Annotated in this window: 18 protein-coding genes; 9 read left to right on the top strand and 9 right to left on the bottom strand. The window is 73.0% G+C overall.

All coding sequences use genetic code 11. From position 1 onward, the window contains the following. Positions 1-38: 38 nt before the first annotated feature. The 3 genes from ACIHEI_RS12720 (at position 39) to ACIHEI_RS12710 (ending at position 3,907) form a co-directional block, all read left to right on the top strand. Positions 39-482, top strand: coding sequence for a hypothetical protein (locus tag ACIHEI_RS12720; RefSeq protein WP_396606624.1), 444 nt, complete (start codon positions 39-41; stop codon positions 480-482). Between the two features lie 96 nt (positions 483-578). Beyond that, positions 579-2,666, top strand: a complete 2,088-nt coding sequence (locus ACIHEI_RS12715) for a bifunctional polysaccharide deacetylase/glycosyltransferase family 2 protein (protein WP_392945454.1) — start codon at positions 579-581, stop codon at positions 2,664-2,666. Positions 2,667-2,668: 2 nt separating this feature from the next. Beyond that, positions 2,669-3,907: an acyltransferase gene (locus tag ACIHEI_RS12710; protein ID WP_396606623.1), complete on the top strand. Its 1,239-nt coding sequence runs from the start codon at positions 2,669-2,671 to the stop codon at positions 3,905-3,907. A gap of 52 nt (positions 3,908-3,959) precedes the next feature. On the opposite strand, the gene ACIHEI_RS12705 is transcribed toward ACIHEI_RS12710, so the two are convergent. After that, positions 3,960-5,519, bottom strand: a complete 1,560-nt coding sequence (locus tag ACIHEI_RS12705) for a PucR family transcriptional regulator (RefSeq protein ID WP_396606622.1) — start codon at positions 5,517-5,519, stop codon at positions 3,960-3,962. Positions 5,520-5,806: 287 nt separating this feature from the next. On the opposite strand from ACIHEI_RS12705, the gene ACIHEI_RS12700 reads away from it, so the two are divergent. From ACIHEI_RS12700 to ACIHEI_RS12680, 5 genes are read left to right on the top strand one after another with little or no spacing between them, the layout of a single operon-like run. Next, positions 5,807-6,676, top strand: a complete 870-nt coding sequence (locus ACIHEI_RS12700; RefSeq protein WP_396606621.1) for an FAD binding domain-containing protein — start codon at positions 5,807-5,809, stop codon at positions 6,674-6,676. After that, positions 6,673-7,158: a (2Fe-2S)-binding protein gene (locus tag ACIHEI_RS12695; RefSeq protein WP_396606620.1), complete on the top strand. Its 486-nt coding sequence runs from the start codon at positions 6,673-6,675 to the stop codon at positions 7,156-7,158. The genes ACIHEI_RS12700 and ACIHEI_RS12695 overlap by 4 nt, the downstream gene beginning before the upstream one ends. Further along, positions 7,155-9,503 carry a xanthine dehydrogenase subunit D gene (gene pucD / locus ACIHEI_RS12690; RefSeq protein ID WP_396606619.1) on the top strand — a complete coding sequence of 783 codons (2,349 nt, stop codon included), beginning with the start codon at positions 7,155-7,157 and terminating at the stop codon, positions 9,501-9,503. The genes ACIHEI_RS12695 and pucD overlap by 4 nt, the downstream gene beginning before the upstream one ends. A 15-nt stretch (positions 9,504-9,518) precedes the next feature. Beyond that, on the top strand, positions 9,519-10,949 hold the full coding sequence (locus ACIHEI_RS12685; RefSeq protein ID WP_396606618.1) for an NCS2 family permease: 1,431 nt from the start codon (positions 9,519-9,521) through the stop codon (positions 10,947-10,949). Between the two features lie 15 nt (positions 10,950-10,964). Beyond that, on the top strand, positions 10,965-12,062 hold the full coding sequence (locus ACIHEI_RS12680; protein WP_396606617.1) for an XdhC family protein: 1,098 nt from the start codon (positions 10,965-10,967) through the stop codon (positions 12,060-12,062). Between the two features lie 101 nt (positions 12,063-12,163). Here ACIHEI_RS12680 and ACIHEI_RS12675 read toward each other — a convergent pair whose 3' ends face one another. After that, positions 12,164-13,051: a hypothetical protein gene (locus ACIHEI_RS12675; RefSeq protein ID WP_396606616.1), complete on the bottom strand. Its 888-nt coding sequence runs from the start codon at positions 13,049-13,051 to the stop codon at positions 12,164-12,166. A 115-nt stretch (positions 13,052-13,166) separates the two neighbouring features. Next, positions 13,167-14,321: a Dyp-type peroxidase gene (locus ACIHEI_RS12670; RefSeq protein ID WP_396606615.1), complete on the bottom strand. Its 1,155-nt coding sequence runs from the start codon at positions 14,319-14,321 to the stop codon at positions 13,167-13,169. 31 nt (positions 14,322-14,352) lie between these two features. On the opposite strand from ACIHEI_RS12670, the gene ACIHEI_RS12665 reads away from it, so the two are divergent. After that, the gene (locus ACIHEI_RS12665; protein ID WP_396606614.1) at positions 14,353-15,687 is read left to right on the top strand and encodes a nitrous oxide reductase family maturation protein NosD; all 1,335 of its coding nucleotides are present in this window, start codon (positions 14,353-14,355) and stop codon (positions 15,685-15,687) included. A 7-nt stretch (positions 15,688-15,694) separates the two neighbouring features. On the opposite strand, the gene ACIHEI_RS12660 is transcribed toward ACIHEI_RS12665, so the two are convergent. The 6 genes from ACIHEI_RS12660 to ACIHEI_RS12635 form a co-directional block, all read right to left on the bottom strand. Continuing rightward, positions 15,695-16,465 carry a hypothetical protein gene (locus ACIHEI_RS12660; RefSeq protein WP_396606613.1) on the bottom strand — a complete coding sequence of 257 codons (771 nt, stop codon included), beginning with the start codon at positions 16,463-16,465 and terminating at the stop codon, positions 15,695-15,697. A 101-nt stretch (positions 16,466-16,566) separates the two neighbouring features. Next, positions 16,567-19,245: an SdrD B-like domain-containing protein gene (locus ACIHEI_RS12655; protein WP_396606612.1), complete on the bottom strand. Its 2,679-nt coding sequence runs from the start codon at positions 19,243-19,245 to the stop codon at positions 16,567-16,569. 462 nt (positions 19,246-19,707) lie between these two features. Continuing rightward, the gene (locus ACIHEI_RS12650; protein WP_396606611.1) at positions 19,708-20,658 is read right to left on the bottom strand and encodes a helix-turn-helix domain-containing protein; all 951 of its coding nucleotides are present in this window, start codon (positions 20,656-20,658) and stop codon (positions 19,708-19,710) included. Next, on the bottom strand, positions 20,655-21,656 hold the full coding sequence (locus ACIHEI_RS12645; protein ID WP_392944327.1) for a helix-turn-helix domain-containing protein: 1,002 nt from the start codon (positions 21,654-21,656) through the stop codon (positions 20,655-20,657). The genes ACIHEI_RS12650 and ACIHEI_RS12645 overlap by 4 nt, the downstream gene beginning before the upstream one ends. A gap of 587 nt (positions 21,657-22,243) precedes the next feature. Continuing rightward, on the bottom strand, positions 22,244-23,212 hold the full coding sequence (locus ACIHEI_RS12640) for an alpha/beta hydrolase (protein WP_392944329.1): 969 nt from the start codon (positions 23,210-23,212) through the stop codon (positions 22,244-22,246). A gap of 107 nt (positions 23,213-23,319) precedes the next feature. Beyond that, positions 23,320-24,903, bottom strand: a 1,584-nt coding sequence (locus tag ACIHEI_RS12635) for a LuxR C-terminal-related transcriptional regulator (RefSeq protein WP_396606610.1), incomplete at its 5' end; no start/stop codon positions are given.

The following is a 24,903-nucleotide window of genomic DNA, read 5'->3' as shown; positions in this document are numbered from 1 at the left end:
CTCCCTGCCCTGAAAGGCCTCGCACGGTGCGCCCTGTCATGACGTCCTCCGAGCCCGGATCGGCGTACCCGGCACCGTCCGGCGCCCCGGGCCCGGATGTCGACGAGCCGCTGCCCGAAGAGGCGCTGCCCGAACCGGTGTTCGTCGACGAGTCGGGCCTGCGCGGGCGATTGCTGCGCGGTCTCGGCTGGCCGGTCTCGGTGGTGGGCGCGGTGCTGGCGGTCGCGATGGGCGGCAGCCTGATCGGCGTGCAGGCGGACGCCCCGCCGATGGAGATCCCCGCGCAGCCCGCGCCGGCGGCCGCGGCGCCCTCGGCATCGCCGTCGGCCGGCCCGTCGCCCTCGGCCTCGTCGTCGGCCTCGGCGCCGGCGTCCGGAGCACCCTCCCGCTCCACCTCGCCGCCCAAGGCGGGGAACTCGGCCGGCACCTCGAAGCCCCCCGCCGGGGGGACGCCTTCGGGCCGGGCGACCAAGCACCCCTGATCGTTCGCACCACCGCACCTCCAGGAGCGCCCTTTGTCCCGCCACCAGCGCCGCCGGCATTCCCTGCTGAGGCCGCGCCGACTGGCCGCGCCGCCGCTGCGCTTCGTCATGCCGCTGTCCCTGCTGGCGTGCCTGCTGGCGCTGCTGGTGCTGCGCGGGCTCGCCACCAACGAGGTGTTCCACGACACCCGGATCGCGACCTCGGTGGACAAGGACACCGTGCCGGAGAACCTGCTCAAGGGCGGCCCGGTGATCGACGCGCGCGGCGACAGGAAGGCGAACCCGGTCAGCTACCGCATCCCCGACAAGACGGTGGTGCTGAGCTTCGACGACGGCCCCTCGCCGGAGTGGACGCCGAAGATCCTGGACGTGCTGAAGGCGCACGACGTCCGCGCGGACTTCTTCGTGACCGGCGCGATGACCACCCGCAACCCGGACCTGATCCGGCAGATCGTCGCGGGCGGCCACGAGATCGGCCTGCACACCTTCACCCACCCCGACCTGGTGTACCAGTCGCACTCCCGGATCGGCTGGGAGCTGGCGCAGACCCAGCTGGCGCTGGCCGGTGTCGCGGGCGTGCACAGTTCGCTGTTCCGGCCGCCGTACTCCTCGGAGGCGAACGCGCTGGACGACTGGAACTACCCGGTCATCCAGTACGTGGGCGCGCACGGCTATCTGACGGCGTTCATCGACCGCGACACCGACGACTGGAAGCGCCCGGGCGTCGACGAGATCGTGAAGGCCGCGATGCCGGCCACGCCCGGCGCGGGCGAGCTGATCCTGCTGCACGACGCGGGTGGTGACCGCACCGAGACGGTCGCCGCGCTGGAGCAGATCATCGTCAAGCTCCAGGGCGAGGGCTACCGCTTCACCACCATCTCCGACGCGCTCGGCGCGTCCAACGCGATGGTGCCGGTGCACGGCTTCCAGCTGTGGGCGGGCAAGGGCTTCATCTGGGCCACCCAGGTCGCCGTGTACACCCTGCCGGTGCTGGTCGGGCTGCTGGCGCTGGTCGGCTTCCTGAACTTCGGCCGGTTCGCGCTGATGATCGTCCTCGCCCCGGTGCACGCCCGCCGCTCCAAGCGCAAGGACGCCTGGGGGCCGCCCGTCACCGAGCCGGTCACCGTGCTCGTCCCGGCGTACAACGAGCTCGAGTGCATCGCCAACACCCTGAACTCGCTGGCCGCCAGCGACTATCCGATCGAAGTGATCGTGATCGACGACGGCTCCACGGACGGCACCGCGGACATCGTCGAGGAGATGAACCTGCCGTTCGTCCGGCTGATCCGCAAGGTCAACGGCGGCAAGCCCAGCGCCCTCAACGCCGGTATCGCGGCCGCCTCGTACGACATCGTGGTGATGATGGACGGCGACACCGTCTTCGAGCCGTCCACGGTGCGCGAGCTGGTCCAGCCGTTCGCCGATCCGAAGGTCGGCGCGATCGCGGGCAACGCGAAGGTCGGCAACCGGGACAGCCTGATCGGTGCCTGGCAGCACATCGAGTACGTCCTCGGCCACAACCTGGACCGCCGGATGTACGACGTGCTGAACGTCATCCCGACCATTCCCGGCGCGGTCGGCGCGTTCCGCAAGGAGGCGCTGCGGCAGGTCGGCGGGATGAGCGACGACACCCTCGCCGAGGACACCGACATCACCATCGCGGTGCTCTGCGCCGGCTGGCGGGTCGTCTACGCCGAGCGCGCCCGCGCCTGGACCGAGGCGCCCGCGAGCCTCCAGCAGCTCTGGTCGCAGCGCTACCGCTGGAGCTACGGCTCGATGCAGGCGATGTGGAAGCACCGCCGCGCCGTGATCTCCCGCGGCCCGGCCGGCCGCTTCGGCCGGATCGGCCTGCCGATGGTGGTGCTGTTCGGCGTGGTCGCCCCGCTGCTGGCGCCGCTCGTGGACCTGTTCCTGCTGTACGGCGTGCTGTTCACGGACGCGCCGATCACGCTGGCCAGCTGGGGCGGGTTCATCGCGCTCCAGGGCCTGCTGTCCTGGTACGCCTTCCGGCTCGACCACGAGAAGCCCTGGCACCTGATCAGCCTGCCGCTGCAGCAGGTGGTCTACCGGCAGCTGATGTACATCGTCCTGCTGCAGTCCACGATCACCGCGCTGACCGGCGGCCGGCTGCGCTGGCACAAGCTCCGGCGCACCGGCGAGGTCGCTGTCCCCGTGGAGGCCTGACCATGAGCGACACCATCCGACTGCGGATCCCCCCGCAGCTGCGCCGGGACGAGGCCCCCGACACCGCCCCGGACACGCTCGTCGCGTCCGTGCGCAAGGCCGGCCGCGACCGCTACCTCGACCTGCTGCGCGCGATGGCGCTGGTCCGCGTGGTGCTCTACCACCACTTCGAATGGTTCTGGCTGCCGCTGGTGTTCCCGTCGATGGGCGTGATGTTCGCCCTGGCCGGCTCGCTGATGACGCGTTCGCTGAGCCGCCCCGCGCTGAGCGTGATCCGCGGCCGGCTGCGCCGCCTGCTGCCGCCGATGTGGCTGTTCGGCGCCGTCGTGGTCACCCTCCAGGTCCTCGACGGCGGCGGCCCGGACTCCGACGGCCACTCCACCTGGTGGTGGGCGAAGCTGGCGTTCTGGGTGCTGCCGCTGAGCACTCCCCCGTACGCGACCGAGCTGCACGGCTTCGGCGGGCACCTGGAGACCGGCTGGGCCTCCCAGCTGGTGGTGCCGCTGTGGTACCTGCGGGCCTACCTCTGGTACGTGCTGCTGTCGCCGCTGATGCTGAAGGCGCTGCGCCGCTTCCCGGTGGTGACGCTGTTCGCCCCGCTGGCGCTGGTGATCGTCATGAACGCGTTCTTCGCCGGCCAGGACGTCGTCTGGGGCCGGGTCTGGGAGACCGTCAACGACTTCGCGATGTTCGGCTCCTGCTGGATCCTCGGCATGGCCCACCAGGAGGGCCTGCTGCGGCGGATCCCGCAGTACGTGCTGCCGTCGATCGCACCGCTGATCATGGTGGCGGGGTTCTGGTACCTGCAGACCCGGCCGGTCGATCCGAGCCAGCCCGCCGACATCGAGCTCTGGCCGATCGCCCAGGCCCTGTGGTCCTTCGGCTTCGTCGCGCTGCTGCTGCACATCAGCCCGTCCTGGGAGCAGTGGCCCGCGCGGCTGGAGCGCTGGAACGGCCTGGTGAGCCTGCTCAACTCGCGGGCCGTCACCGTCTACCTGTGGCACGTGCCGGCACTGGTGCTGGCCTTCCCGCTGATCGACCCGCTGTGGAACGTCGACTACTTCTACGAGCACCTCAGGTGGCTGCTGACCAGCCAGTGGTTCAGCCTGCTGGTGGCGATCCCGCTGCTCGCCGTGCTGGTGATGGCCCTCGGCTGGGTCGAGGACCTGGCGGCAAAGCGCAGGCCCCGGCTGTTCCCGTACCCGCGCCGCCCGCGCGGCCGGCGCCGGAGCGCCGCCTGACGGGGCCTGTCCGGCGTCGCGCGCCCGGCAAGATCGGCCGGACAGGCCCTGGTCAGGCGAGTTCCAGCGCCAGGTAGAAGTCGACCCGGTCCTCCAGCCGGGACAGGTCGCGGCCGGTGAGTTCCTCGATCCGGCCGATCCGGTAGCGCAGCGTGTTGACGTGCACGTGCAGCTGGGCGGCGCAGCGCGTCCAGGAGCCGTCGGAGCGCAGGAACGCGGCCAGGGTGTGCAGCAGGTCGGCCTGGTGTTCCTGGTCGTAGGCGGTGACGGGGTCGAGCAGCCGGGCCCGGAAGGCGCGCCGGACCTCGGCGGGGACGGCGGCCAGCAGCAGGACGTGCGAGGCGAGTTCCTCGGCGCCGGCGACCCGGATCCGGCCGGGGCGGGAGGCGGCGATCCGGCGGGCGTGCCGGGACTCCTCCAGGGCGCCGCGCAGGCCGTCGGACTCGGCGGCGGGGGCGCACACGCCGACGGTGATCCGCCCGTCGGCGTCGAGCCCGGCCTCCAGCGGGGCCAGCAGCGCGCGCACCGCGTCGGCGGGGACGGCGGCGTCGGCGGCGTTCGGGGCAGGCAGCACGGCGACCGCGCCGCTGCGGCCGACGGCGGCGACCAGGGCCGTACCGGGCAGTGCCTCTTCGAGGACCGGGCGCAGCGCGCCGTCGGGCAGTCCGGTGGCGTCGGCGGACAGCACCAGCCAGTGCGGGTGGCCCGCGCCGTCGGTGGTGGAGGCGCGCAGGGCGCGGGCGGTCTCGGCGGGGGCGGCGCCGTGCCTCAGCAGGTCGAGGAGTTCGTCGGCGAGCCGGCGGCGCAGCCGGCGGCTCTCGTCGCGGCGGGTGCGTTCGGTGGCGACCAGGCGGCACAGGTTCTCGGCGAGCTGGCGGCGTTTGGCGGGCCATTCGGTGAGGTCGCCGGCGACGGCGAGGATCCAGTCGGCGAGCGCGGTGGCGGTGGCGGGTTCGGCGGCGGGCAGCAGCGAGTAGGTGCAGTCGGCGAGTCGGACCCGGTGCGGGGGGTGGTGGCCGCGCTGCTGGGCGGCGAGGTGGGCGCGGGCGAGGCGGTCGCGGTCGGCGGGGGTGAGGCGGTCGGCGGATCCGGCGATGACGTGGCCGGTGGGGGTGAGTACCCAGCAGTCGAGGTCGAGGTCGCCGCCGAGCAGGTCGAGGACGGCGTCGAGGCCGCCCGTGTCGGCGGCGGAGACCAGCAGCCGGTGCCGGTCGACGAGGGCGGCGAGGTCGGCGGCCCGGCCGGCGGAGACGTGCCGGCCGACGTACTCGGTGACGGTGCCGAAGGCGATGTCGTCGGGGACGGCGAGCAGCGGCAGCCGGTGCCGGCGGCAGGCCTCGACCAGGTCGGCGGGGACGGGCCCGACCTCCACCTCGCCGGCGCCGAGCGCGGCGGCGCCGCCGGCCACCAGGGTGCGCACGAAGCGCGCGGAGTCGGCGGGGGCGGTGCGCCACAGCATGCCGGTGAGGACGAGTTCGCCGCCGTGCAGGAACCGGCCGGGGTCCTGCAGGTCGGTGGTCATCACGCCGGTGACCTGCCGGTCGAGTTCGTCCTCGCCGGCGAGCAGGCGCAGCCGGGGTGCGCCGGGGGCGAGCAGGTCGCGGACGCGCATGGACGGGGCCCTTCGTGACGGTGCGGCTGGTGCTGCGGGTGCTGCGAATGAATCGTGGGGGTGATTCCGGGGCGGGGACGGCCCAGGGTGACCCGGGTGGGCTGGAGGATCGTCCACATTGGACGAACGTACAGGACAGCGCCGCAGGTCACCGTCGGCGCTCATGCCATCGGTGACTGCCGACCATGCCGGTGACGGCGGTTCACTGGCCTGCACACCGCCGGGCCGCACCGGCCGGGGGCGCTGCGTCGACGACGAGCCGCGTCGACGAAGAGAGGAGACACCGCATGGAGTTCCTTCGACCCGCGACCTGGGACGAGGCGCTCGCGGCGATGGCCGATCACCCCGGCGCGCTGCCGATCTCGGGCGGCACCGACGTCATGGTCGAGCTGAACTTCGACCTGCGCCGGCCGTCCGCGATCCTCGACCTGAACCGGATCACCGAGCTGGGCCGGTGGAGCAGTGACGGGGCGTCGGTGCGCCTCGGCGCGGCGGTGCCGTACGCGCGGATCATCGACGAACTGTCCGGCCCGCTGCCCGGGCTGGCGCTGGCGTCGCGGACGGTGGGTTCGCCGCAGATCCGCAACCGGGGCAGTGTCGGCGGCAACCTGGGCGCGGCCTCGCCGGCCGGTGACGCGCATCCGGCGCTGCTGGCCGCCGGGCGGGGCGTGCGGGTGGAGGCGCACTCGGTGCGCGGGGTGCGGCTGATCCCGATCGACGAGTTCTACGTCGGGGTGAAGCGGCACTGCCTGGCGCCGGACGAGTTGATCCGCGCGGTGCGGATCCCGGTCGCCGACGGCCCGCAGCAGTTCTCCAAGGTCGGTACCCGCAACGCGATGGTGATCGCGGTCTGCGCGTTCGGTCTCGCCCTGCACCCGAAGGACCGCACGGTCGGCACCGGCATCGGCTCGGCCGCGCCGACCCCGCGCCGGGCCTCGGACGCCGAGGCGTACCTGGCGGGCGAACTGGCGTGGGAGTCCGGCGACCCGCCGGCCCCGCGGGTGGTGCGGCGCTTCGGCGAGCTGGTCGCGGCCGCCGCCGACCCGATCGACGACGTCCGGGGCACCGCCGCGTACCGGCGCCACGCGCTGGCCGTGCTGGCCCGGCGCACGCTGACGTGGTGTTGGAACGACTATCGGCCCGGGAGGGCGGCATGAGGGTGACGTTCACCGCGAACGGGCGGCCGGTGGAGGCCGACGACGTGTGGGAGGGCGAGTCGTTGCTGTACGTGCTGCGCGAGCGGGTCGGCCTGCCCGGTTCGAAGAACGCCTGCGAGCAGGGCGAGTGCGGCTCCTGCACCGTCTACCTGGACGAAGTCCCGGTCTGCGCCTGCCTGGTGGCGGCCGGCCAGGTGCAGGGCCGCGAGGTGCGCACCGTCGAGGGCCTGACCGGCCCGGACGGCGAACTCGGCCCCGTCCAGCAGGCGTTCCTGGACGCGGGCGCCGTGCAGTGCGGCTTCTGCACGCCGGGGCTGCTGGTGCAGACCGACGCGCTGCTGGCCCGGGACCCGCGGCCGTCCGACGCCGACATCCGCGAGGCGCTGTCGGGCAACCTGTGCCGCTGCACCGGCTACGAGAAGATCATGGACGCGGTGCGGCTGGCCTCGGCCCGCATCGACGGGGCGGGGGGCCGGGAATGACGACCCGTCCGATCCAGGCCGAGAAGAACCTGCAGAAGATCAGCCAGGCGTCCGAACACGGCATCGGGCAGTCCCCGCTGCGCCCCGACGGCACGCTGAAGGTGAAGGGCGAGTTCGCCTACTCCTCCGACCTGTGGCACGAGGACATGCTGTGGGGCACCGCGCTGCGCTCCCCGCACCCGCGCGCCGACATCCTGTCCGTGGACGTCTCGGGTGCCCTCGCCGTCCCCGGGGTGCACGCGGTACTCACCCACGAGGACATCCCGGGCGCCAAGTTCTACGGCCTGGAGATCGCCGACCAGCCGGCCCTGGCGATCGACAAGGTCCGCTACCAGGGCGAGCCGATCGCGCTGGTCGCCGCCGACCACCCGGAGACGGCCCGCCGGGCGGCGAAACGGATCGTCGTCGAGTACGAGGTGCTCACCCCGATCACCACCGAGGAGCAGTGCCTCGACCCTCAGCACCACGGCTACGTGCACGAGCCGCACGAGTACAAGGCCCGCGCGCACGGCAACCTCTGCCACGAGCAGCGCCTGGTCGCGGGCCGGGGCGTCACCGACGGGGTACGGGCGCTGGCGGACGTGATCGTGTCCGGCGAGTACGAGGTCGGCATGCAGGACCAGGCGTTCCTCGGCCCCGAGTCGGGCCTCGCCGTGCCCGCCGAGGACGGCGGCGTGGACCTGTACATCGCCACCCAGTGGCTGCACGTGGACCGGCAGCAGATGGCGCCGGTGCTGGCCCTGCCGGAGGAGAAGGTCCGCCTCACCCTGGCCGGGGTGGGCGGCGCGTTCGGCGGCCGTGAGGACCTGTCGATGCAGATCCACGCCTGCCTGCTGGCGCTGCACACCCGGCGGCCCGTCAAGATCGTGTACTCCCGCGACGAGTCCTTCTTCGGGCACGTGCACCGCCACCCGGCCCGGATGCGCTACGAGCACGGCGCCACCCGTGACGGGAAGCTGGTGTTCGCGGACTGCCGGATCGTGCTGGACGGCGGCGCGTACGCCTCCACCTCCCCCGCCGTGGCCGGCAACGCCGCCTCGCTCGGCCACGGCCCGTACGTCATCCCGAACGTGGCGATGCACGCCCTGGCGCTGTACTCCAACAACCCGCCGTGCGGGGCGATGCGCGGCTTCGGCGCGGTGCAGGCCGCGTTCGGCTACGAGTCGCAGATGGACAAGCTCGCGGCCGCGCTCGGCATGGACCCGGTGGAGCTGCGGCAGCTGAACGCCGTCGCGCAGGGCGACCTGATGCCGACCGGACAGCAGATCGACGCGCCCGCGCCGGTCGCCGAACTGCTCCGGCGGGCCAAGGACCGGCCGCTGCCGCCGCCGCTCGACCCGTCCGACCTGCGCAACCTGCCGGGGGCGCTGTCCAACACCTCGCACGGCGAGGGCATCGTGCGCGGCGTCGGCTACTCGGTGGGGATCAAGAACGTCGGCTTCTCCGAGGGCTTCGACGACTACTCCACCGCCCGGGTCCGGCTGGAGGTGATCGGCGGCGAGCCGGTCGCCATGGTGCACACGGCGGCGGCCGAGGTCGGGCAGGGCGGCGTCACCGTGCACGCCCAGATCGCCCGCACCGAGCTGGGCGTCGAGCACGTCACCATCCACCCCGCCAACACCGAGATCGGCTCGGCCGGCTCCACCTCCGCCTCCCGGCAGACCTACATGACGGGCGGCGCCGTCAAGCTCGCCGCCGAGGCGGTCCGCGAGGTGCTGCTCGACCGGGGCCGGCGCCGGCACGGCTGGACGCACCGCGACCTGACGCTGGCCGGCGGCCGGGTGGTCTCCGCGTCCGCCGGGGTGCTGACCTCGCTGGCCGAGCTGCTCGGCGACGAGGCCGTCGAACAGACCCGGGTGCACCGCCACCGCCCGACCGTCCCGCTGCACCCGGAGACCGGGCAGGGTTTCGGCCACGTCCAGTACTCCTTCTGCGCGAACCGCGCCGTGGTGGACGTGGACGTGGAGCTCGGACTGGTCAAGGTGGTCGAGTTGACGGCCGTTCAGGACGTCGGACGGGCGCTCAACCCGCTCGCCGTGGTCGGCCAGATCCAGGGCGGCTGCACGCAGGCACTGGGTCTGGCCGTGATGGAGGAGATCGTGATCGCCGACGGCAAGGTCCGCAACGCCTCGTTCACCGACTACCTGATCCCGACCGTCCTCGACACCCCGCCGATCCCGGTGGAACTCCTCGAACTCCCCGACCCGCACGCCCCGTACGGGCTGCGCGGCGTCGGCGAGGCCCCCACCGTCTCGGCCACCCCCTCGATCGTGGCGGCGATCCGACAAGCCACGGGGAAGGCCCTCACCCGCATCCCGGTCCGGCCGGAGCACCTGACTCTCTGATCCTTGGGAACCGACATGGCACAGACCCCGGTGGAGCCCGGCCCCACCTCGCGCGGCACGCTCGACACGTACTTCAAGATCTCGGCGCGCGGCTCCACCGTGGGCACCGAACTGCGCGGCGGCCTCACCACCTTCATGGCGATGGCCTACATCATCCTGCTCAACCCGATCATCCTGAGCGGCGCGGACGTCACCGGCCACAAGCTCGACCATGCCCAGGTGACCACCGCCACCGCGCTCGCCGCCGCCGTCACCACCATCGTGATGGGCGTGGTCGGCAACGTTCCGCTCGCGCTCGCCGCCGGCCTGTCCGTCTCCGGCGTGATCTCCGCGCTGGTGGTGCCGCACTCCACCTGGCCGCAGGCGATGGGCCTGTGCGTGATCTACGGTGTGCTGATCGTGCTGCTGGTGGTGTCCGGCCTGCGCGAGAAGATCATGCACGGCATTCCGCTGCCGCTGAAGTTCGCGATCACCATCGGCATCGGCCTGTTCATCTCGATCGTCGGCTTCGTCAAGGCCGGATTCGTGCACACCGGCGGGCCGACTCCGCTCTCCCTCGGCCCGTTCGGCGAACTCGAGGGCTGGCCGGTGCTGCTCTTCTGCCTCACCCTGCTGCTGATCTTCGTGCTGCTGGCCCGGCGCGTGCGCGGCGCGATCCTGCTCGGCCTCGCGGTGGGCACGGCGGCCGCGATGATCGTCAACAAGGCCGCCCACCTGACCCCTGCGGACTGGGGCGGCACCGCACCGGTGTGGCCCGGATCGCCGGTCGCCGCGCCCGACTTCGGGCTGTTCGGCCACGTCGACGTGTTCGGCGCGTTCGGCTCACAGAGCATGGGCGCGATCAGCGCCTCCGTCGCGGTGTTCACCCTGGTGCTGGCCGGGTTCTTCGACGCGATGGCCACCATCATCGGCGTCGGCACCGAAGCCGGACTCACCGACTCCAAGGGCCGGATGCCGGGCCTGTCGAAGGCGCTGTTCATTGACGGCGCGGGCGGCGCGATCGGCGGCGTGGCCGGGGCGTCCGGGCAGACCGTCTTCCTGGAGTCCGCGACCGGCGTCGGCGACGGCGCCCGCACCGGACTGGCCTCCATCGTCACCGGGGGCGTGTTCGCGCTGATGCTGTTCCTCTCGCCCGTCGCCGCCATCGTGCCGGTGCAGGTCGCCTCGGCGGCGCTGGTGGTGATCGGCTCGCTGATGATGAGCCAGGCCCGGCTCATCGACTGGTCGGACAGCCAGGTCGCCATCCCCGCGTTCCTCACCAGCGTGGTCATGCCGTTCACCTACAGCATCACCGCGGGCGTCGGCGCCGGCATCATCTCCTACACCGTCGTCAAGGCCGGCACCGGCAAGTGGCGCGAGCCCGGGGTGCTGATGTGGATCCTCACCTTCGTGTTCGTCGCCTACTTCGCGCTCGCCCCGATCAAGACCTGGCTGGGCGTCCATTAACAGGGAGCGGTTCTCGTGCAGGACATCGCCGCGCAACTCCACGCCTGGCACGCCACCGGGCGACCCTTCGCCGTGGCCACCGTGGTCCGCGCCTCGGGCAGCGCGCCGCGCGGGCCGGGCGCGGCGCTGGCCGTCGACGCGTACGGCGAGGCGGTCGGCTCGATCTCCGGGGGCTGCGTGGAAGCCGCCGTGTACGAGACCTGCCAGGAGGTGCTCTCGAGCGGCACCCCGGTCCTCCAGCACTTCGGCTACAGCGACGAGGACGCCTTCGCCGTCGGCCTGACCTGCGGCGGCTCCCTCGACGTCTTCGTCCAGCCCGTCGTCCCCGGCTCCTCCCCCGGCCTGGACGCCGCGATCTCCCTGGTCTCCTCCGGGGTGCCCGTCGCGGTGGCCCGGATCGTCGACGGACCGTCAGCCCTCCTCGGCCGCACCCTCACCGTCACGCCCTTGGAGGAGTACGGCTTCCTCCCCGTCGAACACCCGATGGTCGCCGAGACCCGCGCGATGCTCTCCGCCGGCCGCACCGGCCTCCTCCCGCTCGACTCCGGCACCCTCTTCGTCGAGTCCTACGTCCCGCCCCCGCGCCTGCTGGTCTTCGGCGCCATGGACTTCGCCGCCGCCCTGGTCCGGATCGGCAAGTTCCTCGGCTACCAGGTGACGGTCTGCGACGCCCGCCCGGTGTTCGCCACCCGCCGCCGCTTCCCCGACGCGGACGAGATCGTCGTCGACTGGCCGCACCGCTACCTCGACACCCAGGCCGGGCAATTGGACGCCCGGACCGTCCTGTGCGTCCTCACCCACGACGCCAAGTTCGACCTCCCCCTGCTGGAGCGGGCTCTGCGCCTCCCCGTCGCCTACGTCGGCGCCCTCGGCTCCCGCCGCACCCATCACGACCGCCTCGCCCACCTCCGCGAAGCCGGCCTCACCGAAGCCGAGTTGTCCCGCCTCCACTCCCCCATCGGCCTCGACCTCGGCGCCCGCACCCCCGAGGAGACCGCCATCTCCATCGCCGCCGAAATCGTCGCCCACACCCGCGGCGGCACCCACCTCCCGCTCACCACGACGACGGGGCCGATCCACCACGACCCCGACCCCGGTGCCACCCATCGGTGAGGTTCAGCGGGTCACCTCGGAACCGCCGGTGAGCTCGACGCCCTCGACCGCAGCCCCGCCCTCGCGTTCCACATCCGCGCGGAGGGTGCCGCCCATCGTGATCAGGAATCGAACGCCCGCGTCGCGCCGTACTTCGCGGCGTCCTCCAGGACCACCGGGCTCGCCTGCCGCGGCACGCCCGGGCACTCCCGTTCGACCGGCAGGCCGGTCGGGAGCATGGGGGCCACGGCCTGGAACATCGCCCACACTGCCGAGCCGCGGTAGTCGGTGAAGTCGTCGGTGGCGCGCAGCCACAGGGCGCCGGACGGGAGCTCGTCGACGGAGGACAGGTTCGATCCGGCGAAGGCGGCGGCGCCGCCGTGTTCGGTGGCCAACTGTCGTGGAACGACGGTGATCCAGTCGTAGCCGCGGAGGATCCGCCGGGCGTCGTCGTAGGTGTCGCCCAGGTCGCGGAGGCCCAGCGCGTGCTCCAGCTCGGTGCACGTGATGTCTCCGCCGTGGCCGATGGAGCCGAACACCGGGTCCGTCCCATCCGCCACGCTGCGGATGCTCTCCACCAGGGTGCCGGGGGTCGGGGTCTCCATCCGAAGGACGGCCCACCGGTCGTCGGCGTCGTCCCGCCAGGCCCTCAGGACGCCCACGACCTCGACGGTCAGTCCACCCTGTCCGACGATCTTCGCCGTCGCGGACACGCTTCGGCCCTCCGCCGCCCGGTCGGCGAGCCAGTCGAGGTTCTCCGGGCTGTACGGGCGGTGCTGGAACATGCCGCCGAGCTCCGACGAGGCCGCCGACAGCTGGATCAGGCCGGTGAGCGCGTCGCCGTGGATCTGTCCGGCCTTCCCGCCCGCAAGCTCCTCGACCCGGGCCTCGAGCGGGACTTCGATCCGGCCCAGCGCGTCGGTGAGGAATCGCAGGACCGTCGCCCGGTACTCCTCCGGGCTGCCGACGTCCAGCAGGACTTCCCCGGCGAGCCGTGCGTTGTCGGACATGTCCATCCCCATCCAGGCAAATCCTCGGATCCGTCAGATCCCGTCACCGGCCCGGTGGTTGAGCACGTTCCGGGATCGGCGGCCCCAGGGTACCGATGGTCCGGCCGGGAGGGGATCAGAGCGTCGAACCGAGCGGGCGGTCGGGCTGGGAGCCGGGGAGGACCCAGGCGACGGCGGTGGCGTTGTGGGTGAGGAAGGGGTTGAGGGCGTCGTTCTCGGCGAGGCGGTTCTGGACGCGGGTGAAGAGGGCGGGGTCGCGCATGAAGGCGCAGAAGAGCAGGCCGCGGTCGTCGGGGGCGTCGTCGTAGGAGTAGCCGCGGCGGAGCATGCGGGCGCCGCCGTCGAGGCGGGGGCTGCTGAGGCGGACGTGGGCGTCGACGGGGATGACGTAGGAGCCGTCGGGGTGCTTGATGTAGATGTCGGGGTCGTCGTGCTCGCCGGTGCCGGTGAGGGGGGCGCCGGACATCAGGTGGCGGCCCATGGACAGTTCCTGACGGTCGGTCGGGAGAGCGGCGAAGGCGGCGGTGTCCATGCGTATCCGGCGGTAGACCAGGATGGTGCCGTCGGCGTTCCACAGGCCGGGGTCGGCGGGGTCGGGGTTGGCGCTGCCGTCCTTGAAGCCGAACAGGTTGCGCGGGGTCTCCCCGTCGGGGACGGACGGCAGGAAGCCGGCCTGGTTCCAGCGGGACGAAACACCGAACGGCTTGGCGGCGGTGAGCAGGTGTTCCGTCAGAACGCCGGTGGTCCACGGGTGTTCGGCGGAGACCTGGAGGAGGAGGTCGCCGCCGCTGCGCGCCGCGTCGAGCCGGTCGCCGGGGAAGGCGGGGAGTTCGGCGAGTTCGGCGGGCACGGGCAGCTTCAGCCGGGCGGCCAGCGACGGGCCGATGGCGGCCAGCGAGGAGACCGGGGCGGCGGACAGCCGCGGGTCGGCGAGGCTGCCGTCGGAGGCCGCGGCGAGCACCTTGTCGAGGGCGGCGAGCAGGCCGCGCAGCGCGTCGCGGTCGGCGGAGGCGGGCAGGTCGAGCGCGAGCAGCCTGGTGGCGGGGAGTTGGCGGTACGTCAGGCCGGACTGCCGGGCGCCGTAGTGGGGAACAGCGGCGGGGGGCGTGGCGGCCGGGGCCGGGTGCCCGGAGTCACGGCCGATGGCGGTGGCGGCTGCCGCGCCCGCCCCCGCGGCCAGCACCGCACCCGCCGACAGCAGTGCGCGGCGTCCGAACCGGGGCCGTCCGGCGGCGGCGGTGTCCTGCGGGTTCCCCGATTCGATGTGCATGGGCGCTATTGGAGACGATAGAACACGTTTCATGCAACTCCTCCATGATTTCCACCTGTTGGTACGCCGAGGGACCGGTCCGCGCCGGTTCCGGGCCGGCGTGATGGCACTGGGTCTGCTGCTTCCGGCGCTGGCCGCCTGTTCCTCGTCGGCGTCGCCGTCCGCGGACCGTCACCCGCCGGGCACGGTGATCCAGGTCCCCGAGGACGTTCCGACGGTGCAGCGCGCGGTGGACGTCGCCAATCCCGGCGATCTGGTGCTGGTGCACCCGGGCGTCTACAAGGAGAGCGTGCGGATCACCAAGCCCCGTGTCGTGCTTCGGGGTTCGGACCGCAACACGGTGATCTTCGACGGCGATCTGAAGCTGATCAACGGCATCACGGCGACCGGCGCGGGCACCGTGGTCGAGAACCTCACCGTGCGCGGCTTCCTGGCCAACGGCGTGCTGTTCACCGGCGTCACCGACGAGAAGTTGCAGCGCCACGGCGCGGGCGGCTCCGCGTACGACCCGCTGGACACCACCCGCTTCCCGGCTGTGCAGGGCTTCCGGGCCACCAAGGTGACCTCGTACGGGAACGCCCTGTACGGCATCTACGCGTTCGACGCGCGGGACGGGATCATCGAGGACTCGTACGCGTCGGGGCAGGCCGACTCGGGGATCTACGTCGGTCAGTGCAGGCCGTGCAACACGCTGGTGCGGAACAACACGGTGGAGCGCAACGCGGTCGGCATCGAGATCACCAACGCCTCGGAGAACCTCACCGTGGTGGGCAACCGGGCCGTCAACAACCGGGTCGGGGTGACCATCAACTCCAACGACCTGGAGTCGCTGGCCCCGCAGCACGCCGCGGTGATCGCGGGCAACGTGGTGGCGAACAACAACTCGGCGGACTCGCCGCAGCAGGCCGACGGCGGTTTCGGCATCGGGATCGGCATCGGCGGCGGCACCGACAACCGGGTCGAGCGCAACCTCGTCCAGGGCAACCGGGCGGCGGGCGTCGTGGTCACCGACCCGCCGGGGCACCCCGCCTCCAACAACCGGGTGACCGGGAACAAGGCCACCGGCAACGGGGTGGACCTGGTCAGTTCGGCCGCCGACCCGGGCAACTGCTTCTCCGACAACAGCCCGGGCACCCAGAGCCCGCCGGACCTTGAGCAGTTGGCCAAGTGCGGGGCGGGCGGCGGCGGCAAGGTACCGCCGGGCCGGGCCGCCGGGGTGCAGGCCCCGCCGGGGATGGCGTTCAACGCCGTACCGGCACCGCCCGCGCAGCCGTCGATGGCCGACCCGAACGCGCCGGCCGTCCCGGCCGTCGATCTGCCGGGCAAGGTCGATCCGGACAGCTACCCGCTGCCGGCGGCCGTCTGACGGCATCTCAGCCCGCCGTCGCCCAGGGCGCCTCGGGGAGCTTGGCTTCGGCGTCCCGGCCACCGAGGTCCAGGGTGGTCGGGGTGCCGAGGCCGGCCATCCGCATGGTGACCCGGCGCAGGCCGCCGTCGCCGTCGATCCAGTAGGTGACCGGCGAGGTGGCGTCCTTGTCGGCGGCGTCGCGCGCGCGGGGGCCGGCGATCCGGTCGTAGTCGCGGCCGTCGATGCGGTCCCGGCCGAGCCAGCGCGGGCCGGCCTGGACCAGCAGCAGCGGGTTGTCGGGCCGGTCCGCGCCCAGTTGGATGAGCAGTTGGAGCCCGGCGTCCAGCGGGTCGGTGCCGTAGCTGCGCGAGGTCCAGCCGGCCCGCGGCACGTGCTCGGCCTGCTCCCAGGCCGGGCCGCTCGCCCCGTCGGGCTGCTTGGCCAGGCCCAGCCCGCCGGTGTCCCACACCACCAGCCCGTGGTCGACGGTGCTGCCCTTCTTGGTGACGGTGTAGCTGCCCGCCGCGTGCTTGGTGCGGTAGTCGACGACGCCCTGCACCTCGACCACCATGCCGTCGCCCTCCTGGGCCTTCAGCGCCACCTTGAGCGGGCTGGCCTGGTAGACGTTCAGCCGGGACAGCGCCAGCCGGGACGCCTCCTCGGTGGACAGCGGACGGCTCTCCTCCTGACCGCCCACCAGCTGCCAGGCCGTCACGCCGCCGCCCGCGAGCATGGCCGCCGCCACGGCGCTGACGATCAGCGTGCGCCGGGACGGGCGCTTCTTGTCGGATGCCATCGGGTCGTCCAGCTCCTCGGTGCGTTCGGTGCGGGGGTTTTCGGTGCGGGAAGGGGCCCCGGGAGAGTATCCCGGGGCCCCTGGTCACTGCTGCCGAGGCGTCAGTGGCTGCGGCGCTTGCGGACGGCGATCAGCAGACCCGCGCCGGCGACGAGCAGGATCGCTCCGCCGACCAGGGTGTACGTCAGGACCGTCTCGTTGGTGCCGGTGAACGCCAGGCCGCCCGAGGGCTGCGACGCCGTCGGGGTGGGCGTGGGCGTCGGGGCCGGGGTGGTGGGCGGCGGGGGGATCAGCTGGTTGACGGCGGTGGTGGTGATGCCGTCCTCCAGGTGTTCGTCGTCCAGCACGACCGGTCCGAGGACCGGCTGCTCCGGGGCCTGGTAGCCCTTCGGCGGGGCGACTTCCTGCCAGTAGTACGTGCCCTTGTCGGCGTTGTTGGCACAGGTGCCGTCCTCGCCGGTGGTGCACGGGTCGCCGACCTTGGTGTCCGGCTTGTCGCCGTCGGCCTGGAGGCCGTCGGTGCCGTTGGTCTCGTGCCACAGCTGGAAGACGGCGCCGGGCAGCGGCTTGCCGTCCTGGTCGTGCTTGACCAGGCGCAGCGCGCCCTGCTGCTGCATGAAGCCGAAGTCGAAGCTGTGGTCGTTCTGGCCGGGGCCACCGGTGGTCAGCGCCCGCTCGACGTAGCTGCCGCCCTTCGGGATCGTCCCGTCGGAGTCGAGCAGGCGGCTGTCACCGACGTTGCCCTTGGTCGGGACCCAGTGGTACAGCGGGCCGCCCTTGGCGTAGTCGGCGGGGTTGTCGAGGCGGATCGTGTACTTGGTGTTCGGCTTCAGCCCGCCGGTGACGTTGGTGTTGTCGAAGTAGTACTCGCCGCGCGGGGTGGTCTTGGCGGTGCCGACCTTCTTGCCCTCGGCGTCGTACAGATTGACGGTCGCGCCCGGAACCGGCTTCTGCTGCGGCAGTTGGAGGCCGGAGCGCTCCGGGTCGTACCAGACCCGGTTGCCGATCTGGAGCGGCGCCTTGTCGCAGAGCACCTCGAGGTCGGCCATGGCCGCACCCTTGCCGAAGCGCGAGCGGCCGTCGGACAGTTCGTTGCCGAAGCCCGGGTCGATGCCGCCGGTGCGCAGGGTGAACATGGTGCCGGCGGTGAGGATGTTGTTGGAGACGTCGTAGCCGGAGGTCGCGATGGAGTTCTCGACCTTGGACAGTGCCATGCCGGCGAACGACGCGTAGGGGTGGCCGACCGGGGCTGGGCGGTTCAGGTTGAAGAAGCCCTTGCCCTTGGTGGTGATCCCGCAGCCGAGGTTGACGTCCATCACGTAGCTGTCGCCGGACTTGCAGGCCTTGTTGAGGTCGGCCGAGGCGAGCACGTAGACGAAGCCGTTCGGCAGCGGGCCCTCGGGCGGCGCGGCGGCGGCCTGGTCGGCGTACCGGTCGCGGAACGAGAGCAGCATGGAGCCGTCGGTCTCGAAGCCGATCTCGCCGAGCTCGGGCTCCGGGTTGAGCCCGCAGACCTGCCCGTTCGTCATCGGCACGGTGTCCTGCCAGGGGTACCAGAAGTAGCCGTTGCACCCGGCCGGCGTGCCGTGGTAGTCGAGCGGCTGGTCGAGGACGGCCGCGCTGAACTTCCCGGTGGCCGGGTCGAAGGGCAGCACGATCGCCCGCAGGTCGCTGATCTTCTGGGTGGACTGGCCGGAGCAGACGCCGCCGACGTAGCCGACGCCGTCCTGCATGCCGAGGCCGAACGGCCGCCAGTCGTCGGCCGACGGGCAGTCGGGGGTCGGAATGGTGTAGCTGGCCTTCGGCTTCTCGACCGACTTCGCCGTGGCGTCGTAGCGGTACAGCTTGCGGTCGTTGAGGTTGACCACGAACAGGTCGCGGCCGTCCTCGCTGAGCTTCAGCCCGCCGAGGCTCTCCTTGCCGACCGGGGCGACGAAGGCGTCGTCCTGGGCGTTGCCGGCGTGCGCGGTGCTGCCGGCGTTCGGGACGGTGGTGAACAGCTTGGTGGTCTTCGTCTCCGGGTCGGTGACGTAGATCGCGCCCGGGCCGCCGGAGCCGTACACGGTGGCGCGCTTGGCCTGGGCGGAGCTGAACAGCCGCTTGTCGTCCCGGTTCCAGGCGATGCCGAAGATGTTGCCGGTGTCGGCGGTGGTGCCGATGTTGGTGACGTCCTTGTTCACGCCACGCGACCGGTACGGGAAGGTCAGCAGGGTGCGCCCGCTCTCCGGGTCCAGGGAGGCCGGCTGGCAGGCGGTGGCCAGCGGGGCGTTCTGCTGGCAGTAGTCGGACGGGTTCCAGAAGCCGGTGGTGAGCTTGGCCTGCTTGCCGGCCGAGAGGTCGACGAACTCCTCGTTGCTGCTGAGCTTGTCCGGCGCGCCGGTCAGGCCCTCGCGGGAGGCGAACGCCGGGTACAGCACGCCCGGCTTCGGGTTGACCACCTGGACACGGTACTTGCCGCTGGCGGTCGACTTGCCGGGCTTCAGCGTCACCGTGCCGTCGGCGGCGGTGAGGGCGGTACTGACCGTGCCGTCCTCGCCGGTCAGGGTGACCGTCACTCCGGCCATGCCCGGTTCCATCGCCGGGCCCGACCACGTTCCGCTCTCGTCGACCGTCCGCACCACCTGGACCGTCACCGAACCTTCGGCGGTCTGGGGCGAGGCGGAAGGAGCCGCGACAGCGGTGGCGGCGGCGAGGGCCGCCACCACGGCGGCGGCCCGTTCGGCCGTCCGCCGGCCCGCGCGGGGCGCGGGCGCTCGGGATTCCTGTTCTGTGTGGGTCATGCCCTGCTCTCGTCGTCAGGAAGGCACGCCGAACCCCCGCAGTAAGATCACCGATTCGGTCCTGCGCGCGCCTCGTTTGGCCGAATAATAAGCGGAATGGACACATCATGCTTACCGGCCGCGCAAATTGACGTCTCATCAGGAAGCGCGAGCGATCAGTGCCGTGCGCTCCGCACGCCCCGGTGACCCCTGCGCACGCCCTGCGGCCGGTCCCCCCGCACCTCACCGACGTGCGCTTTCGGCCACCACCCCCAGGTGACCGCACCCACCGTCCTGCACTTCCGACCAGGGCGCACACCGCCTCGGCCGCGCCCCTCCCCCGTTCCGCGAGCGCCGGGCGCACGGCCGGAAATCCCCGTCCCCAATTCCCGGGAGCGGCACGGGTGCACGACCGCAGATCATCACGGCCCGACTGCGCAGCTGTCAAAGTGTGGCATTACCGCCAAGTCGACTTTGAGACATTCACGCTGACGCCTCGTCGGCCGACTGCTCCGCCCGCCACTGCTTCGGGGACATTCCGTAGGTCTCCCGGAATGCCCGGCTGAAGTGCGAGGCGCTGGCGAAGCCCCAGTGCGCGGCGACGGCGGCAATGGTCCGGCCCGGATCGTCGGGGCAGGCCAACTCCTGCCGTGCCGCCGCCAGTCGGCGGGCGCGGATCCACCCGCCGACGGTGTCGCCCCGGCGCTGGAACAGCTGGTGCAGGTAGCGCAGCGAGACGCCGTGCCGGTCCGCGATCGTCTGCGGGGACAGCGTGGGGTCGCCGAGCGAGGCCTCCACGGAGGCGGTGATCCGGTCGAACAGCGACGGCGCGGCGCACCGCCCGTCCGGGCCGGTGCGGGCCACGTGGTCGACGGCCAGCGCGGCCAGCAACTCGGCCACGGCGCGCGCGATCTGCTCCTGCACCGCGGGCGACGCCCCGCCGAGCGCGGCGCCCACGTTGGCCAGCAGCGGCAGCACCAGCGCCCCGGTGCTCCCCTCGCCGGAGCCGACCTGGGTCGCGGTGAGCCGGCGCAGCGCGCTCTCCTCCAGCCCGAGGACGGACCTCGGCACCAGCAGGGTCCTGGCCCGCTGGAGCGGGGGGAGGACGAGCCGGAAGGGGCGGCTCAGGTCCAGGAAGGTGAGCGAGTGCGGCGGCAGCTCGACCACCCGGCCGCCCTGGAACACCCGTGCGGTGCCGTCGAGTTGCAGCCGGGCCGCGATGTCCCAGCACGGGTCGGCCGCGACGGCCGCCGCGTCCCGCAGGACGGTGGCCGGCCCGGAGGTCTCGTCGGATATTTGCAGACTGCCCAGGCGCACGGTGGCCAGCGAGCCCGTCCAGGCCGGGTCGTGCGCGGCCACCTCGACCTGGGCGAAGGCCCGCGACAGCGCCAGTTGCCAGGCGGCGGCCCGCTGCACCGGATCCGCGGCCGTCACCGGACCTCCCCGGTCGCGCGGCGGTGGCGTTCCGTCAGCAGCCAGTCGGTCGGCGACTGGCCGTAGGCGCTGCGGAAGGCCCGGCTCAGCTGCGCACCGCTGGTGAAGCCCCAGCGCCGGGCGATGAGCCCCACGCTCACCGAGTCGGCGGGGGCGGTGGCGAGGGCGCGGCGGCACTCCTCCAGGCGCTGTTCCCGGATCCACTGGCACAGCGTCCGCCCCTCGCCCTCGAACAGCCGGTGCAGGTAGCGCACGGAGATGCCGTGCGCGCGGGCGATGACGGCGGGGGTCAGCCCCGGGTCGGCCAGGTGCCAGCGGACGAACTGCTGGACGCGCAGCAGCACGGCGTTGTGCGCGCCGGGCAGTTCCTGCACCGGTCGGCCGAGCTGCTCGGCGGCGGTGGCGGCGAGCAGGTCCACGGCGCTGCGGGCCAGTTTCTCGGCGAGCGGCACCGCGTAGCCGCCGGCGGTGTCGGCGAGCCGTTCCAGGAACGGGGAGATCATCCGGCCCAGTCCGCTGCCGCTGTGCAGCGGCCGGGAGGTGAGCCGGCGAATGTCGCCCTCGCTCTGGCCGAGCAGGGCGCGCGGCAGGGTGAAGAGCTTCAGCCGGAAGCGCTCGGGGTAGCGGCTGCGGAACGGCCGGATGGTCTCGAAGAAGCCGATGTCGCCGGCCCTCAGCTCGCTCATGCGGCCGTCCTGTTCGACCTGGCAGAGGCCCGTGCTCTGCAGGGCGACGAAGACGAACTGCCCGTCGCCGCGGGCGATGGAGCGCGGGGAGCGGGAGACTTCCGCCGGGTCGCAGTCCAGGGTGCTGATCCGCAGGTCGCCGACCGTCCGGTTGTGCATGGCGGCGTCGTAGGTGTCGCCGGCGGTCCGGATGTCCATGCCGACCAGGTTGGCGAACACCGCGTCGTGCCAGTACTCCAGGCTCTCGGCCGCCGGGACCGAACGGGTCGTCAGCAGGTGGCCGGGCGCGGTCAGGGAGTTGAGAGCGGGCATGCGGCCAGCATGCCTGAGCGGTGGGCTCCGGCGCATGAGTCGGACGACTGGTCTTGCCGACACGGTGCAGCTCAGACGCGGTGCGGCTCAGGCGAGGTGCCGCCCAGGCGCGGTGCCGCCCAGACGCAGTGCGGCCCAGGCGCGCTGCGGCCCAAGCGCGCTGCGGCCCAAGCGCAGTACCGCCCAGACGCAGTGCCGCCCAGACGCAGTGCCACCCAGACGCGGTGCGGCCCAGGCGCAGTGCGGCCCAGGCGCAGTGCGGCCCAGGCGCAGTGCGGCCCAGGCGCAGTGCGGCCCAGGCGCGGTGCCGCCCAGACGCAGTGCCGCCCAGACGCAGTGCCGCCCAGACGCGCTGCGGCCCAAGCGCGCTGCGGCCCAAGCGCAGTACCGCCCAAGCGCAGTACCGCCCAGACGCAGTGCCACCCAGACGCAGTGCCACCCAGACGCGGTGCGGCCCAGGCGCAGTGCCACCCAGACGCGGTGCGGCTCAGACGCGGTGCGGCCCAGGCGAGGTGCGGCTCAGGCGAGGTGCGGCCTAGGCGCAGTGAGTGCCGCCTAGACGCAGTGCCGCCCAGGCGCGGTACAGCTCAGGCGAGGTGCGTGCGCAGGAAGGTGCAGCCCTGCCGGACGGCCGCCAGCGTCGGCGGGCTGTCGCGCAGCGCGCTCAGCGAGACGAAGTCGTGGACGGTGCCGAGGAACCGCATGGCGGTGGTCGGCACGCCGGCGGCGCGCAGCAGGTCGGCGTACTGCTCGCCCTCGTCCCGGACGACGTCGGCCTCGGCGGTGACGACCAGGGCCGGGGGCAGTCCGGCGAGCAGTTCGGGGCCGGCCCGCAGCGGGCTGGCCGTCGGGTGGAAACCGTCCTCGGGCGAGCCGAGGTACTCCTGCCAGTAGCGCCGCATGCCCTGGCGGCTGAGCAGGTAGCCGGCGCTGAAGCGGCGCTGCGCCGCGCTTCCGCAGGCCGGGTCCACCAGCGGGTAGTAGAGGACCTGGGCGCGCAGGGCGGGGCCGCCGCGGGTGGCGGCGAGCATCGCGACGGCGGTGGCCAGGGTGGCGCCGGCGCAGTCACCGGCGACGGCGATGCGGTCGGCGGTGATGCCGAGCGGCTCGGGGCTCGCGGCGATCCACTCGAGCAGGGCGTAGCACTCCTCGAGTGCGACGGGGTAGCGGGCCTCGGGGGTGCGGCTGTACTCGGGGACGACGGCGACCGCGCCGGTGCCGTTGACCAGGTCGCTGATCAGGCGGGCGTGGGTCCGGGCGTCGCCGAGCATCCAGCGTCCGCCGTGGACGTAGAACACCGCGGGCAGCGGGCCCTCGGCGCCGACCGGGCGGAAGGTCCAGAAGCCGACCAGTCCGCAGGGCCCGACCGGGGCGACCCGGAAGACGGCTTCGACCTCGCAGTCCTCGATCAGATCGCCCTGGGACTCCAGCAGGGCCTGCCGGCCGGTCACCGGCCCGAGTTCGTCGAGCCCGGGCGGGGTGGCGGAGGCGGCGATCAGCCGCGCCACCGCCGGGTCCAGCACGATCGGGGGCAGAAGGTCCTCGTCGGGCTCCACGCCGCCTCATCTCTCGTTCTGCTGTGCCACCGCGGTCGGCGTCCGCTCCGGCGTCTCCCGGGGGCCACCGTAACCGTACCCACGGTGGACGACCAGGGGCTTTCGGGTTACGTGGTGGGTAGCAGGTCGCGCAGTTGGTGGCGGCTGCTGACACCGAGTTTGGGATAGACGTTGTACAGATGGGTGCCCACGGTGCGCGGTGAGAGGAAGAGCCGTTCACCGATCTCGCGGTTGGAGAGGCCCTGGGCGGCCATCCGCACGATCTGCTGCTGCTGGGCGGTGAGCTGCCCCAGCGCCGGGCCGATGTCGGTGGCCGTCGCGACGCCGGTGGCGCGCAGCTCGTGGCGGACGGCGTCGGCGAGCGGGCGGGCTCCGAGCGCCTCGGCGGTGTCGAGGGCCGCGACGAGTTGCTGCCGGGCCTCGGAGGGGCGCCGGACGCGGCGCAGCCAGATCGCGTAGCTGAGCCGGGCCTGGGCCCGTTCGAGCGGCCAGCGTTCGCCGTCGGCGTTCACCAGGGCGAGCCGGAAGTGGTGTTCGGGGTCGGGGCCGGGGTCGAGCAACGCGGTGGCGTGGTGCAGCAGGAGTGTCATCCGGGTGGTCGGCCGTTCCTCGTGGGCGGCCTGCACCCGGTGCAGGACCTGCGCCGCCCGGTCGCCGAGGCCTGCGCGGTGGGCGGCCACGGCGAGGTCGGCGAGGCAGCGCGAGGAGAGGAAGGGGTGGCGGGGGGTGCCGTCCTCGGCGAACAGCGTGCGCAGCCTGCGGTAGGCGTCGGCCCATTCGCCATGGGCCATCGCGGCCTGGGCGAGCGCCCGCACCCTCCGGACCTGGGTGGCGAGGTTCTCGTGCACGTCGAGCGGGACGGGCGGTGGGACGGGCGTGCCCGTGGGTGCGGTGCCGCGCAGGGCGCGCAGCGACAGGTCAAAGGCGTCCAGGTCGGCTCGGATCCGGGTGAGGCGCAGCACGGCCGCCCGGTCCTTCACCTCGTCCAGCAGCGCGGCCGCCTCCGTCCACTGGCCGGTGCCCAGCAGGCTGTCCAGCAGGGCTGGCAGGTGCCAGGCCCGGAGTCCGAAGGCCCGGCGGCCGCGCAGGTGACTGTCGGCGGCGCGGAAGTGTTCCAGACAGTCGTCGGGCTCGTCGGAGAGGTAGGCGACGGAGGCGACGGCGAGGCGGCGGACCAGCGCTTCCGGGGTGCCGTTCCCGGGAGCGCTGCGGCGGGTGGGGGCTCGGCGGGCGCCGCCGGGGCGGGTGGCCAGGGCCTGCACGAAACCGGCGAGCACACCCGTGGCGTCCTGTGCTCCCGGCGCGGGTGCGCGGAGCGCGGCAAGCAGCTCGGCGAGCCGGCCGCGGTGCTCGGGCAGGCCGGACTGGTCGGCGATGGCGGCCGCCAGGGCGGCCAGTTTGGCGTCGAGGGCGGCGTCGGCCGAGGCGTCGGCTGCGGGCTTCGCGTCCAGCGCGGCGCCGGCCAAGACGCCGACTGCGGGCTCGGACGACCGCTTCGCGTCAAGGACGGCGTCAACTGCCGACCCGGCCACCGGCTTCGCGTCCAATGCGGCACCGGCTGCGGGCTTCGCGTCGAGCGCGGCGTCGGCCACCGGCTTCGCGTCCAGCGCGGCGCCGGCCAAGACGCCGACTGCGGGCTCGGACGACCGCTTCGCGTCAAGGACGGCGTCAACTGCCGACCCGGCCACCGG

It is taken from the genome of Kitasatospora sp. NPDC051984, from assembly GCF_044593455.1.
In the GTDB taxonomy this organism is placed as follows: domain Bacteria; phylum Actinomycetota; class Actinomycetes; order Streptomycetales; family Streptomycetaceae; genus Kitasatospora.
The sequence above is the reverse complement of the archived record's forward strand: the minus strand, read 5'-3'. Positions and strand labels throughout refer to the sequence as shown.